We start from the raw sequence: 16,243 nt of genomic DNA, 5'->3' as shown, positions 1-16,243 counted from the left end.
TAAAACCGTAAACCAAAACTTCTGCATATGTCTTTTTTCTTCTTCCCGCGCAGCCGGGGCATAAAAATAGTATGCCTGGCATGCACGCTGCTTTGGCTGCGAACGGCTGCCCAGGACAACAATATCGTTGTCCATGGGACGGTGCGTTCCGACACGGCCAGCCTGCAGGGCGTCACCGTCTTTCTCAAAACCAGCGGAGGCAAAGCCACCGCGACGGATCAGCAGGGGCATTACCAGATAAAAGTGCCTGCCAACGGCACGCTGGTATTCTCCTTTGTCGGATTTAAAAAACAGGAGATCGACATCAAGGGCGACAATGTCATCAATGTCACTTTGAAGAGTGAACATAATACCATGGATGAAGTGGCGGTAGTAGCGTATGGCACCCAAAAGAGATCCAGCATGGTCAGCGCCATCACCACTGTCAATCCCAAAGAGCTCAAGGGGCCGACGAGCAACCTGACCACCATGCTGGCAGGCACTGTAGCAGGCGTCATCGCCTTTCAACGCAGCGGGGAGCCGGGCGCCGACAACGCCAACTTCTTTATCCGGGGGATTACCACCTTCGGCACGGGCAATGTCAATCCACTTATTCTCATCGATGGAATGGAGTCTTCCGTCACTGACATGGCAAGGCTGCAGCCGGACGATATCGCCGGGTTCTCCATTCTCAAGGATGCCACTGCCGCCTCGCTGTATGGCGCCCGGGGCGCTAATGGCGTAATCCTTGTCACCACCAAAACAGGTGAGGCAGGAAAGACGAAATTCGGGTTTCGCGGAGAGAATTCGCTATCCTCCAACACCAGGAGCTTCAGGTTCGCGGACAATATCACGTACATGAACCTTGCCAACGAGGCGGTGACTACGCGCGCGCCCTCCCTTCCCACACCCTATTCACAGGAGAAGATCGATAACACCGCCGCCCATGCCGACCCCTACCTTTATCCGTCCAATAACTGGATCAAGCAGCTGATCAAGGACTACACGGATAACCAGCGTTTCGACCTCAATATCACGGGCGGCAGCAAGAATGCCCATTATTATGTCTCTGGCACCTACAATATCGACAACGGGGTACTGAAAGTGGACAAGCGCAATAATTTCAACAGCAATATCCGCCTTCGTAATTACGAGATACGTTCCAATGTCACCCTGGACTTTACACCTACGACCCAGGCCATCATCCGTACTTCCGGGCAATTCGACGACTATAACGGCCCCATCGGGGGCGGAGGCCATATCTTTCACAATGCCCTTATGGCCAATCCCGTCATGTTCCCTGCTGTCTATCCTGCCTCCTATGCACCCAACCTTCTCCATCCACTGTTTGGGAATGCCATTCTTTCGGGCACCTCGCTCTATGACAATCCCTATGCAGACATGGTCTCAGGATACGGGCAGTTCCAGAATTCCACCCTCATCGCCCAGCTGGAGCTGAAGCAGGACCTGCGATTTCTGATACCAGGTCTCACGGCACGTCTTATGACGTATACCAACAGGTATTCACATTATGACGTATCGAGAGGGTATCATCCTTTTTATTATGCCTACTCCGTGGTGCCCAATACCAAGACGGGGCAGCTGGCGCCTCTGAACAGCAACGGGACAGAATACCTTGGCTATTCGGAAGGAGCCAAAAATGTCACCTCGACCAATTACCTGGAGATAGCGGCTAATTACAACCATGATCTGGGCAATCGTCAAACTGTCAGCGGAATGCTGATCGGCACCCTGTATGGCCGCCAGGAAGGCAACAGCGGGTCCCTGGCAGGGTCCCTGGCCCATCGTAACGAGGGTGTTTCGGGAAGGTTTACCTATGGCTATGACAACCGCTATCTCGCAGAGTTCAACTTTGGCTATAACGGTTCTGAAAGATTTGCCCAAAACCACCGCTTTGGGTTCTTTCCCAGTTTTGGGGTAGCGTATAATATCTCCAATGAAGCCTTCTTCGAACCCCTGACAAAAGTACTCTCCCGGCTTAAGCTTCGTGCCACCTATGGTTTGGTGGGCAATGACCAGATAGGAGATGCCAACCAGCGCTTTTTCTATCTTTCCGACATCAACCTGAACGATGCCGGTAAGACCCAGTATTTCGGAACGAATTTCGGGTTTTCACAACCGGGTATTACCGTCAACAGATATCCCAATGCCGACGTCACCTGGGAGAAATCTTATAAGACCAACATCGGCTTTGAAGCCCAGCTCTTTCATCTCCTGAATGTAGATGTGAATTTTTATACGGAGCGCAGGAAGAATATCCTCATGGAACGGTCTACCATTCCCAATACGATGGGATTGAGCAATACGCCGCTGGCCAATACAGGAGAAGCCTCAGGCAAAGGGATGGAAGCGCAGGTGAACTTACAAAAGACATTGAGCAAGGCATTCTGGGTGGCTATGCGGGGCACCTTTACGTATGCCACGAGCAAAATGCTGGTGAATGAAGAACCCAATTACCCTGAAGCGTATCGCTCGCACGTAGGTCATCCGCTGTCGCAGCAATGGGGACTGATAGCCGAAAGGCTTTTTGTAGACGACAAGGAAGTAGCCAACTCGCCCGTACAAAATTTCGGCGAAGTGCGTGGCGGTGATATTAAGTACCGCGACGTCAATAAGGATGGACAAATAGACGGAGCAGGCGACCAGGTGCCAATCGGTCTCCCTACTACGCCGGAGATCACCTATGGCTTTGGGTTCACGCTTGGATGGAAGAATTTCGAGCTCAGCACTTTCTGGGAAGGCAATGCAAGGACGTCCTTCTTTATTAATGCCAATGATATCCAGCCATTCGCGCTCAATACATCCACGGGACAGCAGAATGGGCTGCTGAAGGTGATTGCGGACGACCACTGGTCGGAAGCGCGTCAGAATCTCTATGCCTTCTGGCCCCGGCTCAGCAGCCAGGTGATCACCAACAATCAATGGACATCTACCTGGTGGATGCATGACGGCGCCTTCGTGCGGCTTAAGTCGGTGGAGCTGGCATATAATTTCAATTCGGCTTTCCTGCACCGTTACAGGATCAGCAATGCCCGGCTGTATTTCAATGGCCTCAACCTGCTTGCCATCAGCAGGTTCAAACTCTGGGATCCGGAGATGGGGGGTGAAGGATTGGGCTATCCCGTCCAACGGGTGTATAACACCGGGCTGTTGCTGTCATTCTAACAACAAAAAGAAGATCATGAAAAATCTCATCATAACTTTATTTATTGCCTGCGGACTAGCGCAGCTGCCGGGGTGCAAAAAATACATCAATATCGTTCCCGACGATGTCGCCACCATCAATAATGCCTTTACCCTACGTCAGGAAGCCATAAAATATCTGTTCACCTGCTATAGCTACCTGCCGAACGATGGGTCGTACAACAATAATCCTGCGTTTGGCGCAGGCGATGAGGTCTGGCAAAGCCCTTATTTCCAGAATACCAGCCAGGACCCGATCCATATAGCCATGGGGCAGCAGAATTCCAACGGTCCCCTGATGAGCATCTGGGGCAATATGTTCAATGCGCTGCGCGACTGCAATATTTTTTTGGATAACATAGATCATGTTGTGGACCTGGAGCCCTATGAAAAAACCCGGTGGGTAGCGGAAGTCACCTTTCTGAAGGCTTATTATCACTGGCTCCTGCTGCGCCAGTATGGCCCTATCCCCATCGTGGAGAAGAACCTGCCGATATCCGCGGGCATCGACGAAATGAAGATCAAACGGGTCACCGTGGATTCTGCCGTCAACTATATATGCCGGCTGCTGGATACGGCAGCCAGCCGCCTGCCGTTGACCATTGCGGATCAGAGCAGCGAGCTGGGACGCATCACACGTCCCATCGCCCTTTCGATAAAAGCCCGTGTGCTGGTGACAGCTGCGAGCCCGTTGTTCAATGGCAACACGGATTATGGTTCCTTTAAAGCACTGGACGGAAAGCCCTTTTTCAACCCCACCTCACAGCCTGCCAAATGGCAACGCGCCGCCGATGCCTGCCTTGCCGCCATTCAGGCGTGCAATACGGCAGGTGTCAAGCTGTACAAGTTCAGCAACAGCCTGATCACCCTGCCTGATGTCCTGAACACGGAAATGAGCATTCGCAATGCCATATGCCAGAAATGGAACTCAGAAACCATCTGGGGTAATCCAAACAGCCGTCCTTCTGCATGGGATGGTAACGGCGCTACCAGTATGCAGACCCTTTGCATACCCCGGCTGGATCCCAGCCGGCTAGCCAACCAGGTGCCGCAGGCGCAGCTGGCACCCACGATGAAAATGGTGGAGCTGTTCTATTCCATGCATGGGGTGCCTATCAACGAAGACATTACCTATAACTATGCGGACCGTTATTCCCTGCGGACTGCTGTGGACTCGGAAAATTACTACCTCCAGTCGGGCTATCAAACGGCCACCATCAATTTCGACCGGGAGCCACGCTTCTATGCGGACATGGCCTTCGACGGCTCGCAATATTTCATGGCCAACCAGATGTGGGGGATCCAGGCAAAAATGGGACAATCGCAATCGCAGAAGAACACGTCCGGGTATTCCATAACGGGCTATTTCACCAAGAAGCTGGTGAATTGGAATTATGTCATCCAGGATGGGCAGAGCGTCACTACCGACGACTATCCGTGGCCGGAGATGAGGCTGGCGGACCTTTACCTGCTGTATGCAGAGGCGCTGAACGAGGCGGACGGTCCATCCAGCGATATATATCAATACCTCAATCTGATCAGGGCAAGGGCCGGGCTGCCAGCTGTACAGGACGCCTGGACACAGTATTCCAACAATCCTTCCAAGTTCCAGACACAGAGTGGGCTGCGTGATATCATCCGTCAGGAGCGGGGGATCGAGCTTGCCTTCGAAGGGTCACGGTTCTGGGACCTGCTGCGCTGGAAGACGGCGATCACGGAGTGGAATAAACAAGTGGTAGGATGGGATGTCACCCAAGCGGACCCCAACTTCTACTATCGCCGCAAGATATTGTATACCCAAATTTTCCAACCTCGCCAATACCTGTGGCCCCTGGCGGTACAGGATGTGACCATCAATCCCAACATTTTACAAAACCCGGGCTGGTAAGCCTTTCAAAATAGCAAATCCATGCGATCCAAATACACCCAAGGCATTTTTACAGGAGGGCTCTTATGGCTCCTGATCCTGTGTGCCTGTAAAAAAGAAACCCACGATCCGACGGTGCCCGGAGGGCCCAAACCTGCTCCTGTTGCGAATGTGCAGGTGAAGAACCTTCCTGGCGGTGCGGAGCTGACCTATTCGTTGCCGAACAGTGACGGGCTGCTGTATGTCCTGGCCACTTTCGACAGAAGTCCCGGTGATGTACAGCAGGTGAAAGCCTCTTACTATAACAATTCCTTGCAAGTACTAGGCTTTCCGGATACACTGCCGCACCAGGTAAGTCTCTATGCCGTGACAAGAGGCGAGGTGAAGTCAGACCCTGTGGTGGTTACGGTGAACCCTACGCTGCCGCCCGTGATGCGGGTATTCCGCAGCCTTACCGTAAAGGCGGATTTTGGAGGCATCAATATCCTGTTCACCAATCCCGACACCGCCCATATCGTCATCGTCACCTGCAGCAACGACAGCACAGGTAAGTATACGGCGGTGAACAACCATTATACCAATGCCTGGACGGATAGTTTCGCCGTTCACGGTTTTGACACGGCACGCCGGAAGTTCGGCGTTTTCATAAAAGACCAGTATGGTAACCACAGCGATACGCTGACCGTCTTTCTGTCGCCCTATTATGAAAAGTTCGTGGATAAAGGCACATTCAGCGAATTGGACCTGCCCGGCGATATACAATACGACTGGGGCCTGCCCATGCCAAATCTCTGGGACAATTCAATCGGCGATTGGAGCATCTGGCACTCACAGCCCGTACCCTCCGGGGGATGGCCTGTATGGATCACGTTCGACATGGGAAAGACGGTGAAGCTCAGCCGATGCGCGCTGTGGCAACGCCAGTCGACAGATTGGATCTATGCCCAGAACAATCTCAGAGTGTTCGAGATATGGGGCTCCACCCATCCCAATCCCGACGGCAGCTGGGACAACAGCTGGTTCAAGGTGCTTTCACATCAGATCATCAAACCCTCAGGGCTGCCCGAAACACAAGACAGCCAGGCAGATATCGATGCCGCTGTGGCGGGGGAACAGATGAACGTTTCACTGGATGTACCACCTGCCCGCTATATACGTATCAAAATATTCTCTACCTGGTCGATGAATGCCGCCAACATTGCGGAAATCTCCTTCTGGGGCACTTATTAAAAAACAGCTCATGAAAAATGTTCTTATACTGATCCTGCTTATTACGGTGGGTGTCTGGACTTCCTGTATAAAGGCCAACAACTATAAAAAATACACCGCTGGCGGGGAAGAGATCTACCCCGGCAAGCCGGACTCTTTACAGGCTTTTCCGGGCCGCAACCGGATACAGTTGCATTTCCTCGTCCAGGCTGACCCAACGGTGGTGGGTGCAAGAATATTCTGGAACGGGCATGTCGACTCGTCAGACCTTCTGCTGAAACGGACATCGGGCGTAGACACTGTCAATACCATTATCGATGGCCTGGCTGAAGGAGCCTATAATTTCGAAGTATTTACCTATGATGCGAAAGGTGATCATTCCGTCACCACCTATATCACCGCAAGAGCGTACGGAGCGGACTATGAAGCCTCTTTGCTGAATATCCCGGTGGCATCCTCTGCTATCACGGATGATCATGCCGGCATGGTGGTATGGGGTGCTTATGACCCTCTTGGAGGACTGGTCGGCGCCCGCGCTTACTACACGGACATGGATGGCGTAAGTCGCGATACGACAGTACCTGTCAATGCGCAAAATGGTTTTGCGGAGTTCGCCCATTTCCCTGATGGCGGCACATTGGAATACCGGGCCCTGTATTTTCCGGAGCCCATGGCTATCGACACGTTTGCCAGTGCCGCGGCCACCATCACGATCAGCCCGCAATAACGCTGTATCCGGCCCCGTACGATGAATGGACCTCGCCATCGTTAGAAGCTTTTTTTTCTGATCGTCACTACGATGGCCGTGATCAGCAGCAGGTAGCCCAGGATACTGCACCAGGTGGTGATCTTGTTGCCTAAATAATAGGACTTCGGCTCGAAGCGGAACTCGATGGCGTGATCTCCCGCCGGGATGGGCATACCCCGGAGAACATAGTCTACGCGGATAACATCGGCCTTGTTGCCATCTATAAAAGCAATCCAACCCTTGTCGTAGTAGATCTCGCTAAAGACGGCGAATTGATTGGTCTTTGCGGAGAACTTGTAGGTGATCTTGTCGTTCAGGTTTGCCACCAACTGGATCTTTGCCGTGGAATCTTCTACGGGTTGGAATTTCACCAGGGGTTGATATTGTTGTTGGATAATGGCGGTATCACGGACGTTCACGCTATCCAGGGCTTTCATTTCCTCGTTACCGTCCTTCACGTAGTGGATGCTTTTCACGAGCCAGCAGGGACCAAAGGCGCCGGGGTTGAGCCTTGCCTCGGGCTGCCCGTTGCCTCCGGGCTGGATGAAGTATTTTGTGTTCAGCATATTGAACACTTGCATATTTCCTTTTGTCAGCTGATTTTCGATGAGGTCCTGGTAAAGACCTAATTTGGCGGGGCTATACCCGCCGACGGAATTGTGATGGTAAGAGGCATGGGAATCCTGGAAGGGATCACCGGGCGTCTGGTCGAACACCCTGAAATTCTTTTCGGGATCGGCTTTTATACGTGTGTTGGCTGTCGTGGGCGCCATCTGGCTTTCATATTCCGTCGGATCGACAAAGCTTTCCTGATTGAGATAGCGACTACCTACCGCCAGGAGATCGAAGGAACTGAGTACCAGCAATCCGGTCAAGAGTAGCGCCTGCTGCTTGTATTTGCCTTTCAGGTACCGGGCGATAAGCGTCGCCGCCAGGGCTATGAGTATAAAGGTACGCAGCAAGTCGCTGCCGAATATCGACTGTCTGTCTGCCCGTATGCCGCTCATCAGCGAGCTGGCGAGCTCGTTAGCCTGCTGGTGCATCTGTGGTGTCTGCTGCCCTCTGGATGCCATCTGTACAAAGCTTTGCTGGATCATGGCATCGGCGTCGCTCTTATAGCCGGCCGTGAAATAATAGCCTGCCGTCACCGCCAGCAGGCCTGCCGTGATGATCATCGCCTTTTCGAACTTCTTCCAGAGGATGCCGGCCGACTCCTGGCTGCGGATAAGCGCATTCAGGCCCAGTGCACCCAATAAGGATATCCCGAATTGCGGCAGCACCATGGCAATGGTGGGGGCCCTGAACTTATTGTAGAATGGAAGATGGTAAAGCAGGAGATCATTGACGGCGGAAAAGTTCTTGCCCCAGGCCAGTACGATACCTACGATGGTGATGCTTACCAGCCACCATTTTTGCCAGCCTTTTACAAATACCACCCCGAGAATGAACAGCATCCAGCAGACGGCACCCATATAGGCCGGACCTGCAGTACCGGGTTGATTGCCCCAATAGCTATATTTATTTTCGATGGCGAGGGCCTGGTCTTCCGGCACCCCGACTTCCGTCATCTTGTCGACAAATTTCGAATTGCCCGTTACGGCCCTGCCGAGAAACCCGGGTCCCTGCGCATTCGGAACCAGCAGATTGAATGTCTCTCCTATACCATAGCTCCACAAAAACGCATATTCAGGGCTGAGCCCGCCTTTGCTCATCGTTTTACCTGCATTACTGCCCGTCAACTCTGTCCTTCCGCCGCGCATCGTTTCCCGGGCATATTCATTCGTCGGCAAATTGGATACGGCGTAGGCGCCAAAACCAATGCCGAAGGCGCCTGCCGCAATGGCCATTCCGATGAATAATGGCTTCACTTCTTCTTTCTTCCTCCAGCTGTCGATGAGATAATATATAGTGAGGAAGCCTGCGCTGATCAACGTATAATACACCACCTGCAAGTGCTGGGTGCTGACCTGGAAATAAGAGAAGCAGACGAAGAGTGCCGCGCCCCAGAGCCATCGCCGCTGATAGAGGAGCAGCAGGCTGGCGATGACCCCCGGAGCATAAGCAATGGCCAGCATCTTGGTGACATGCCCTACGGCGATGATGACGGGATCATAGGTGGCATATGCATAGGCGAGGGCTGCCAATACGCCGACCCAGGGATTGATACGCAATACCTGTGAAAGGATATAGAAACATACACATGCCAGGAAGAAATAGCTGATGGGCGCCGGCAACCCCAGCATCAGCGGGTAAGACAGCCAACCTAATGATATCGGACTTTGCTGCTCCAGCGCAATGGTATACGCCGGCATACCGCCAAACATGCTCTCTGTCCATAAAGGGAAATGCCCGTATTTTTCTCTGTACTCAAACGACTGCTGCGCCTCGCCTTTATAGCCCAGCGTATCATGCTGGTTGACCACCATCCCTTCCAGGGCAGGCTTGCAAAACACAACGGCAACGATGAAAAAAACAACAATAGCTATGACATGAGGCAGCGCTTTTTTCAAAAACGGTGAGTTCATATAGGATGAGTTAATCCTGCCAAAAATAATGGTATTTTGAACTAGTGTAGAGAATATTCCCGATCAACACTTGAAAGATTTATGAATAAACACCTCTACGGGCTTTTCCATCCATATTAAGCGATTTATATGTGTGGCACGCTTTTTTATCATTTACTTAGGTAGTGAATTGCGAAAAACGCGTCATCATAAAATTCTAATCATATGTACATCGGCATTGGCACCCTGGTTTTAATTGTGATACTTTTCCTTATTTTCAGGAGAAGGTAATTACTCCTTCCAAATTCGCGAAGGGGCCGGATTACTGAGGCAATTAAAGTTACCTTTAGGCAAAACGGCCAATGACCAGTCATGAAGTCAAAATTCAACTTACGGCGATACGGGAAAATCTGCCTTTGCAATATTCGCAGAGCGGCGCCCGCAAGCTGATGTCCTCCTATGAGAACTACAAGCATATCCTGCAGGTCCTGGGTCAAAGCTATTCCAGCATAAGTTCTCCGGTCCGGGAGGCATTGCCTGTTATCGAAACGGCCATCAGGCAGGCAATCAAAGGCACACCGAAAAAGGAAGCGGAAGAATGCTTTAGCGAGGCAAAACGACAGCTGACGGAGGGTATCAACAGCATCCTATCGGCTGACGCAAAGAAGCTGGAGTAGCGGTAATGCCCTTCCGAAGGCTATTGGGTAGACACCAGCTGAACTTTCGGGAAAAAAGGTAAAAATCTTTAAAATATTTCCCGGGGTCGATCGTCTACCCTGTATAATGGCAAAAAGACTCCCCCTGATCATCCTGCTTTGGCTGGCCGCAGATGTCTACTTTTATCAGGCTCTAAGAGCCGTGGTAGATCCCAGTGCATTTTTATGGGCTTATTGGCTCATCGACTTATTCTTAATTATTGGCATAGTCGCTGCCATTTACGTCCGGCGCGGCTCCCGTACCCAGCATACATTGATTACCTGGCTGTTAGGGCTTATGCTGCTGTCATTTATCCCCCGTCTGTTTTCGCTGCCTTTTTTGTTGGTGGAAGATATCATCCGGCTGTTTCGCGGGTTTCCGCCGCGGGCGTGGTGGGTAAGCGAATTGACGCTGGGTATGGCCGCCGTGCTGTTCCTCCTTGTGCTGTTCGGTATTACGCGCGGGCGGCATTTTTATCGAGTACGGCGTGAAACGATCTATTTCCCTGATCTGCCCGAGGCTTTCGATGGGTTTTCCATTACACAGATAACGGACGTCCACTCCGGCAGCTTTACCAACGCCGCCGGCGTCCAAAAAGGGCTGGACCTGGTGAATGCCCAGCAAAGTGAAATTATTTTGTTCACCGGGGACCTGGTGAATAACCTTGCATCTGAAATGGACAGATGGATACCAGCTTTTGCCGGATTGACCGCACCGATGGGGAAATTTTCCGTGTTGGGGAATCATGATTACGGCGATTATATTCAATGGGCGACGCCCGAAGCCAAACGTGACAACCTGGACCGGCTGAAGGAGGTCCACGCCGAGATCGGCTTTCGGCTGTTGCTGGATGAGGCGATCACCCTTTTCAAAGATGGACAATCCATTACCCTGTTAGGTGTGGAGAATTGGGGTAAGGGCGGCTTCCATAAATACGGGGACTTAAAGAAGGCCACCACGGAAGTGCCTGATGATGCCTTTAAGATCCTTATGTCGCATGATCCCTCCCACTGGGAAGCTGTAACGCTGGATCATCACCAGCACGTCCACCTTACGCTGTCGGGGCATACGCATGGCATGCAATTTGGCATCGAGCTGTTCGGCTTTAAGTGGAGCCCTATCAAATATGTGTACAAGCAATGGGCCGGACTTTACCGGAACAACGGGCGTTTTTTGTATGTTAACCGGGGGTTCGGCTTCCTGGGATTAAAGGGGCGGATCGGCATGTGGCCGGAAGTGGCAGTGATCACATTAAAACGTACATCGTAGCTCAATTATGGTGGCGGCTCTACTATTGGGTCATTATTTACAGTAGACCATCCGTTCGATCTTGGCATCGTCCGAGCCGAGGGATTCTGCCTGTTTAAGGTCGGCGCATGCTTCTTCTTTTTTTCCGAGTTTTTGATAGAGTTTCCCCCGCATTAAATATGCCGATGTATACTTCTTATTATAATGTACGGCTTTTGTCAGGTAGTCGATTGCCCCTGGAACGTCCGTTTCGGCTATCATCGATGCATAGTTATTATACGCGATGGCGTAACCGGGATTGATCTTGAAGAGCAGCTGATAATCCTTCTTTGCACCTTCGATATCATTCAGATATGCTTTTGCCACTGCACGGGCTGCAATCGCGTCGGAGAATCCCGGTCGCAGGCTGATGGCCTTGTTATAATCCCCAATGGCTCCTGAGAAATCATTGAGCTTTCTTTTGGCGGCGCCTCTATTGTAGTAGAGAGTGGGGGAGTCCGGCAGTAGCGCCAAGGCCTTGGTAAAGGATGCAATTTCGGCATTAAACATTCCCATGGCATATTCCTTTTGTGCCTGGAGTATGTACGGTTGTGCCAGGACCAATGGCTGCTTTTTGTAGGCAGCGCAAGGATGGGCGGTGATATATTCATGACCGTCTATCAGACCGCCTTTCAAGGCCTCGAAAGCGAATTTGCATGCGTTGGCGTTGTCGTGGAGGGAGTCATATATATAGGCTTTTTCCATATTATAAGCCATTGGAGAGTCTGGATAATGCTTTATGCATTGATCCAATGTGGAAATCGCACCCATGGGTTCACCGGTGTAGCGCTGGATCTGATATTTATGCTCCAATAAATATTTATTGTCCGGCTCGATCTGTAAACCCTTGTTCAAATAATAGAGGGAGCCTTTATAATCATTCTTATGTGCCACGGAAGCCGCACATTCCCGGTAGGCTATGAGTTTGGTGGGATCGATCGAGATGGCTTTTTTATAATCCGCTATCGCCTTATCGAAGTCTCCCAGATCATCATACGCATCCCCTCTTTGAATATATGGGTCATAATAATCAGGTTTCAATGCAATAGCCTTATTACAATCTGCAATGATCTCCTGGTATTCATGTGCGTCAAACCTGGTCAAAGCCCGTAGATTGTATGCTTTGGCGTTGTTGGGATCGATGGCTATGGCCTGCATGCAATCCTCCATCGCCGCTGCGTCATCGCCGGACCGGTCTTTTATATCGGCTCTTAGAAGAAGGGCGTCTATGTTCTTGCCATCCAGCGCAATGAGCTTATTGCAATCGACGAAGGCTTGTTCCATGTTCCCTGATAGCATATAAGTATAAGCCCTGTCGTACCAGGCATTCAAATAGTCAGGGTTGAGCTCGATCACACGGTCGAGTACGGCAATCGCTTCCTCGTATTTTTTCAGGTTGCTTAAGGCAGATGCTTTATTTACGTATGCTTTATAAGTGGTTTTGTCCTTCGAAATGGCTGAATCAAGAACCGTGATGGCTTTCACATAGTCTTGTTTTATCAACAGGCAATAACCCCGCAGTTCATATATGCGCGCCGAACCTGGCTGCATGCGCATGGCTGTCTGCTCATCTCTCTCTCCCTTTGCTTTTTCCTTTTCGACATAAAACAGCACTGCTCTGTTTAAATAGGATTCTGCAGTTGGCTGGATCCTGACGGCATGGTCAAGATACAAAAGTGCGGAATCCAGCCGCCCAGTCTCCCGCAAGGAAATGCCCATTCCCAGGTTGGCCGCATAATTTTCAGGGTATTGTTCAAGCACTTTTGCGAACTGCCCAATGGCAGCGGAATAATTACCTTTTTGCAGCTTGGCCAGGCCGTCATCTAATATGGATACTTCCGTAAATTGAGCATTACAGAATAGTGGTGGGAGCAGCAGGAAACATATTGTAAACTTATGGATGCGCCGGAATAGAACGCTCTTTTCAGCGAGAGAAGATTGGTTAATCATTGGATCATATATGGTTTTCGGGTTATACTGACCTGATCACTTTCCAAGATATAAGAAAGAATTTAATTCTCATAATTGGTTGGTAGATCTGCGCAAGAATAAAGGAATATCAGGGTAAAGAGGGGAAAGTCCCGGATCATTGCTTTTTTGTATTCGCCCTGTAAACCGGATACACGGGATAGCTGCCTCTTTCCACTCCAAAGCTGCCCGATATGGAAAAGGTCTTTGCATCGTTTGTGTAGATCAGGCCGCCTTCCACCCTGGCATTCAGGCCAAGGTTGTAGCGATTTGAAAACCCGTTCCCGGGGTAGGAGGGGGTTTGCGCGGGATAGGTATAGAGCCGGTTGAAACTGAAAACGGTGGGTGCGGCGGAAAGGCCCGCAAATGCGGTGACATTGTTATTCAGTGGGCGAAACAGCATTAGTCCTACAGGGGCGGACAAATAGGAGATGCCGCCATTGAGAAAAACATATCCTGCGGACAGGCTGGCATAGGGCTTTAATTGCCATTTGTAATTCAGCTTGCCGCTGTCATGCAAGGGGTAGGGGGTAATGGGTAAATGCGACTGCGCCTTTGCGGAAACCAGGGTCGCCGAAATAAGTATCGTCAGTAGTAGTCGCATTTTGTTGATTTGTCTACTAAAGTTACTGATTCCGGGGAATGATCTGGTGATAAAATCCTCCAAAATTATTCTGGCGTACGCCTTCTTCTTTGAAGAACTTGCCGGGAAAGCCCAGGTCGATGGCACTGACCTCGTTCAGCTTTTCGATGTCGTCACCGGGAATGAGGAGGTCGATCGTTTTGAGATTTTGCTCCAATTGTTTCACAGCGGTGGCGCCTACGATGGGGATGCATTCGAAGCCTTGCTGGCGGGTCCATTGCAGCGCAATATGACTGGGCTCTACCCCCAGTTTGTCAGCGATCGCCATTACTTCCCGTGTTATACGTGTGCTGTTGTCGTCACGGCGGTTGCTTTCCGGCTTGATGCGGCCTTGTTCGCCCCTGAGGTATTTTCCTGTCAGGGCGCCGCCGGCCAGAGGGGCCCAGGGCGTGACGGTCATATTATAGTGCTTAGCCATGGGTATCAGATCCCGCTCCGGCGTGCGTTGCAGGAGGCTGTATTCGACTTGCAGCGTGATGAACTGGCTCCAGCCCATCAGTTCGGCCAGGGTATTCCCTTTGCTTACGATCCAGGCCGGCGTATCGCTGATGGCGGCATAATTGACCTTGCCCTGGCGAATGAGGTCATCGATCCCCCGCAACACTTCGTCGATGGGGGTAAGATCATCCCAGATGTGGAGGTACAGTACGTCGATGAAATCTGTTTGCAGCCGTCGGAGGCTTTGCTCGACGCTGCGCATCATGTTCTTCCGGTTATTGCCGCTGGCATTCGGATTGGTCGTGTTATCCTTCAGCGAATATTTCGTAGCGATGACAAAATAATCGCGGTCGCGGGGGTGGATGAACTCGCCAATGATCTTTTCACTGGTGCCCAGCTTGTAAACATTGGCGGTGTCCAAAAAGTTGCCGCCGGCGCCGGCAAAGGCGTCCATGATCGCGAAGCTGGTGTCCTTATCGGCGCCCCAGCCTGCCTCGGTGCCAAATCCCATCGTCCCCAGGCATAATTCGGATACTTTCAGGCCACTCCGTCCCAGTAATTTGTACTTCATGTTCAAAATTGTTACTGGGTGCTAAGATAGGAACTTATAAAGTTATCGTTCAATTACGTTGGTGAAGGGGTAAAAAAAAGACGAGTGCAAGGTTATGCACCTGTCCGATGAATTGAAGGTCTTTTATTTACTAGGATTTGATAAAAGCTAAGAGGTCTGCATTGATGGTTGCGGCTTCAGTCGCGGGCATTCCATGTGGGAAACCCGGGTATGAAATAAGCTTTCCTTTTTTCAGGAGCTTTATGGACTTTGCACCGGAAATGGGGAAAGGTACGATCTGGTCGTCTTCTCCATGTAGAATAAGTACCGGTATATCCACGCTTTTCAGGTCCTCTGTAAAATCTGTTTCGGAAAAAACTTTAATACAATCGTATTGCGCTTTTATTCCGCCCATCATACCCTGGCGCCACCAATTATCCCTGATACCCTGGGATATTTTAGCCCCCGGGCGGTTGTATCCATAAAAGGGCATGGTGAAATCCTGGTAGTATTGCGCCCGTTTGGTTGCCGTGTTCTCGCGGATCTCATCGAATACAGACAAAGGGATGCCTTCCGGGTTGTTCTTATTTTGAACCATTATCGGAGGGACCGCACTGATCAACACTGCTTTGGCGACCCGGCCTTTGCCGTGTTTTGCAACATACCGGATCACTTCTCCGCCACCGGTGGAGTGACCAACGTGTATTGCATCTTTCAGATCGAGGGCCTGGGCCAGCTCAGCCACATCTGCCGCATAGGTATCCATATCATTCCCGTTGACAGTCTGGGTAGATCTTCCATGTCCTCTGCGATCATGGGCGATAACCCGGAATCCCTGATTGAGGAAAAACATCATTTGCCCATCCCAGTCGTCTCCTGATAGCGGCCAACCATGATGAAAAACAATGGGTTGCCCTGTTCCCCAATCCTTGTAGAAAATTTCTGTACCGTCCTTTACTTTGATCGTGCTCATATTCGTGATTTTAGTGGTTATAACAGTGTAAAGTTCGAATAAGTTGATAATTCGATGGAGAAATTCTGATGGGAAAAACAGCGGATTTTGATGTATGATTTACTTTTAAGCAAAGATGTTTTTGTTTTCCGGTGAATTCGATAGATTTATGTAATTAAACACATTCCTTGTAAATAT

11 protein-coding genes are annotated in these 16,243 nt (G+C 50.8%); 6 read left to right on the top strand and 5 right to left on the bottom strand.

The genetic code is table 11. From position 1 onward, the window contains the following. The first annotated feature begins 27 nt into the window (after positions 1 to 27). From Q4E93_RS34035 to Q4E93_RS34020, 4 genes are read left to right on the top strand one after another with little or no spacing between them, the layout of a single operon-like run. Entirely contained in the window at positions 28 to 3,165 is a 3,138-nt protein-coding gene (locus Q4E93_RS34035; RefSeq protein WP_303592543.1) for a SusC/RagA family TonB-linked outer membrane protein, read from the top strand. A gap of 16 nt (positions 3,166 to 3,181) precedes the next feature. Beyond that, positions 3,182 to 5,071, top strand: a complete 1,890-nt coding sequence (locus Q4E93_RS34030) for a RagB/SusD family nutrient uptake outer membrane protein (RefSeq protein WP_303592542.1) — start codon at positions 3,182 to 3,184, stop codon at positions 5,069 to 5,071. 21 nt (positions 5,072 to 5,092) lie between these two features. Then, positions 5,093 to 6,280 carry a DUF5000 domain-containing lipoprotein gene (locus tag Q4E93_RS34025; protein ID WP_303592540.1) on the top strand — a complete coding sequence of 396 codons (1,188 nt, stop codon included), beginning with the start codon at positions 5,093 to 5,095 and terminating at the stop codon, positions 6,278 to 6,280. A gap of 10 nt (positions 6,281 to 6,290) precedes the next feature. Then, positions 6,291 to 6,986: a DUF4998 domain-containing protein gene (locus Q4E93_RS34020; RefSeq protein WP_303592538.1), complete on the top strand. Its 696-nt coding sequence runs from the start codon at positions 6,291 to 6,293 to the stop codon at positions 6,984 to 6,986. A gap of 41 nt (positions 6,987 to 7,027) precedes the next feature. On the opposite strand, the gene Q4E93_RS34015 is transcribed toward Q4E93_RS34020, so the two are convergent. Further along, the gene (locus tag Q4E93_RS34015; protein ID WP_303592536.1) at positions 7,028 to 9,532 is read right to left on the bottom strand and encodes a YfhO family protein; all 2,505 of its coding nucleotides are present in this window, start codon (positions 9,530 to 9,532) and stop codon (positions 7,028 to 7,030) included. 341 nt (positions 9,533 to 9,873) lie between these two features. Between Q4E93_RS34015 and Q4E93_RS34010 the strand changes: the two genes are divergently transcribed. Next, positions 9,874 to 10,188 (top strand): hypothetical protein, encoded by a 315-nt coding sequence (locus Q4E93_RS34010; RefSeq protein WP_303592534.1) that lies wholly within the window; start codon positions 9,874 to 9,876, stop codon positions 10,186 to 10,188. Between the two features lie 106 nt (positions 10,189 to 10,294). Then, complete coding sequence (locus tag Q4E93_RS34005; RefSeq protein ID WP_303592532.1) at positions 10,295 to 11,476, top strand: metallophosphoesterase; 1,182 nt, start codon at positions 10,295 to 10,297, stop codon at positions 11,474 to 11,476. Between the two features lie 33 nt (positions 11,477 to 11,509). On the opposite strand, the gene Q4E93_RS34000 is transcribed toward Q4E93_RS34005, so the two are convergent. The 4 genes from Q4E93_RS34000 to Q4E93_RS33985 form a co-directional block, all read right to left on the bottom strand. Further along, positions 11,510 to 13,444 carry a tetratricopeptide repeat protein gene (locus tag Q4E93_RS34000; protein ID WP_303592530.1) on the bottom strand — a complete coding sequence of 645 codons (1,935 nt, stop codon included), beginning with the start codon at positions 13,442 to 13,444 and terminating at the stop codon, positions 11,510 to 11,512. Between the two features lie 136 nt (positions 13,445 to 13,580). Then, entirely contained in the window at positions 13,581 to 14,066 is a 486-nt protein-coding gene (locus tag Q4E93_RS33995) for a hypothetical protein (protein ID WP_303592529.1), read from the bottom strand. A 22-nt stretch (positions 14,067 to 14,088) separates the two neighbouring features. Continuing rightward, complete coding sequence (locus Q4E93_RS33990) at positions 14,089 to 15,114, bottom strand: aldo/keto reductase (RefSeq protein ID WP_303592528.1); 1,026 nt, start codon at positions 15,112 to 15,114, stop codon at positions 14,089 to 14,091. Between the two features lie 130 nt (positions 15,115 to 15,244). Continuing rightward, complete coding sequence (locus Q4E93_RS33985; RefSeq protein ID WP_303592527.1) at positions 15,245 to 16,066, bottom strand: alpha/beta fold hydrolase; 822 nt, start codon at positions 16,064 to 16,066, stop codon at positions 15,245 to 15,247. Positions 16,067 to 16,243: the final 177 nt, after the last annotated feature.

Origin of the sequence: Flavitalea plasmicola, from assembly GCF_030546645.1 — a bacterium.
Lineage (GTDB): Bacteria > Bacteroidota > Bacteroidia > Chitinophagales > Chitinophagaceae > Puia.
This window is presented reverse-complemented; position numbering and strand designations above follow the sequence as displayed.

What these genes read in the sequence shown, in the direction of transcription:
- Q4E93_RS34015 (WP_303592536.1), bottom strand. Translation starts at nt 9,532, where the DNA reads ATGAACTCACCGTTTTTGAAAAAAGCGCTGCCTCATGTCATAGCTATT.
- Q4E93_RS33985 (WP_303592527.1), bottom strand. Translation starts at nt 16,066, where the DNA reads ATGAGCACGATCAAAGTAAAGGACGGTACAGAAATTTTCTACAAGGAT.
- Q4E93_RS34035 (WP_303592543.1), top strand. Translation starts at nt 28, where the DNA reads ATGTCTTTTTTCTTCTTCCCGCGCAGCCGGGGCATAAAAATAGTATGC.
- Q4E93_RS34000 (WP_303592530.1), bottom strand. Translation starts at nt 13,444, where the DNA reads ATGATTAACCAATCTTCTCTCGCTGAAAAGAGCGTTCTATTCCGGCGC.
- Q4E93_RS34005 (WP_303592532.1), top strand. Translation starts at nt 10,295, where the DNA reads ATGGCAAAAAGACTCCCCCTGATCATCCTGCTTTGGCTGGCCGCAGAT.
- Q4E93_RS33995 (WP_303592529.1), bottom strand. Translation starts at nt 14,066, where the DNA reads ATGCGACTACTACTGACGATACTTATTTCGGCGACCCTGGTTTCCGCA.
- Q4E93_RS34025 (WP_303592540.1), top strand. Translation starts at nt 5,093, where the DNA reads ATGCGATCCAAATACACCCAAGGCATTTTTACAGGAGGGCTCTTATGG.
- Q4E93_RS33990 (WP_303592528.1), bottom strand. Translation starts at nt 15,114, where the DNA reads ATGAAGTACAAATTACTGGGACGGAGTGGCCTGAAAGTATCCGAATTA.
- Q4E93_RS34020 (WP_303592538.1), top strand. Translation starts at nt 6,291, where the DNA reads ATGAAAAATGTTCTTATACTGATCCTGCTTATTACGGTGGGTGTCTGG.
- Q4E93_RS34010 (WP_303592534.1), top strand. Translation starts at nt 9,874, where the DNA reads ATGACCAGTCATGAAGTCAAAATTCAACTTACGGCGATACGGGAAAAT.
- Q4E93_RS34030 (WP_303592542.1), top strand. Translation starts at nt 3,182, where the DNA reads ATGAAAAATCTCATCATAACTTTATTTATTGCCTGCGGACTAGCGCAG.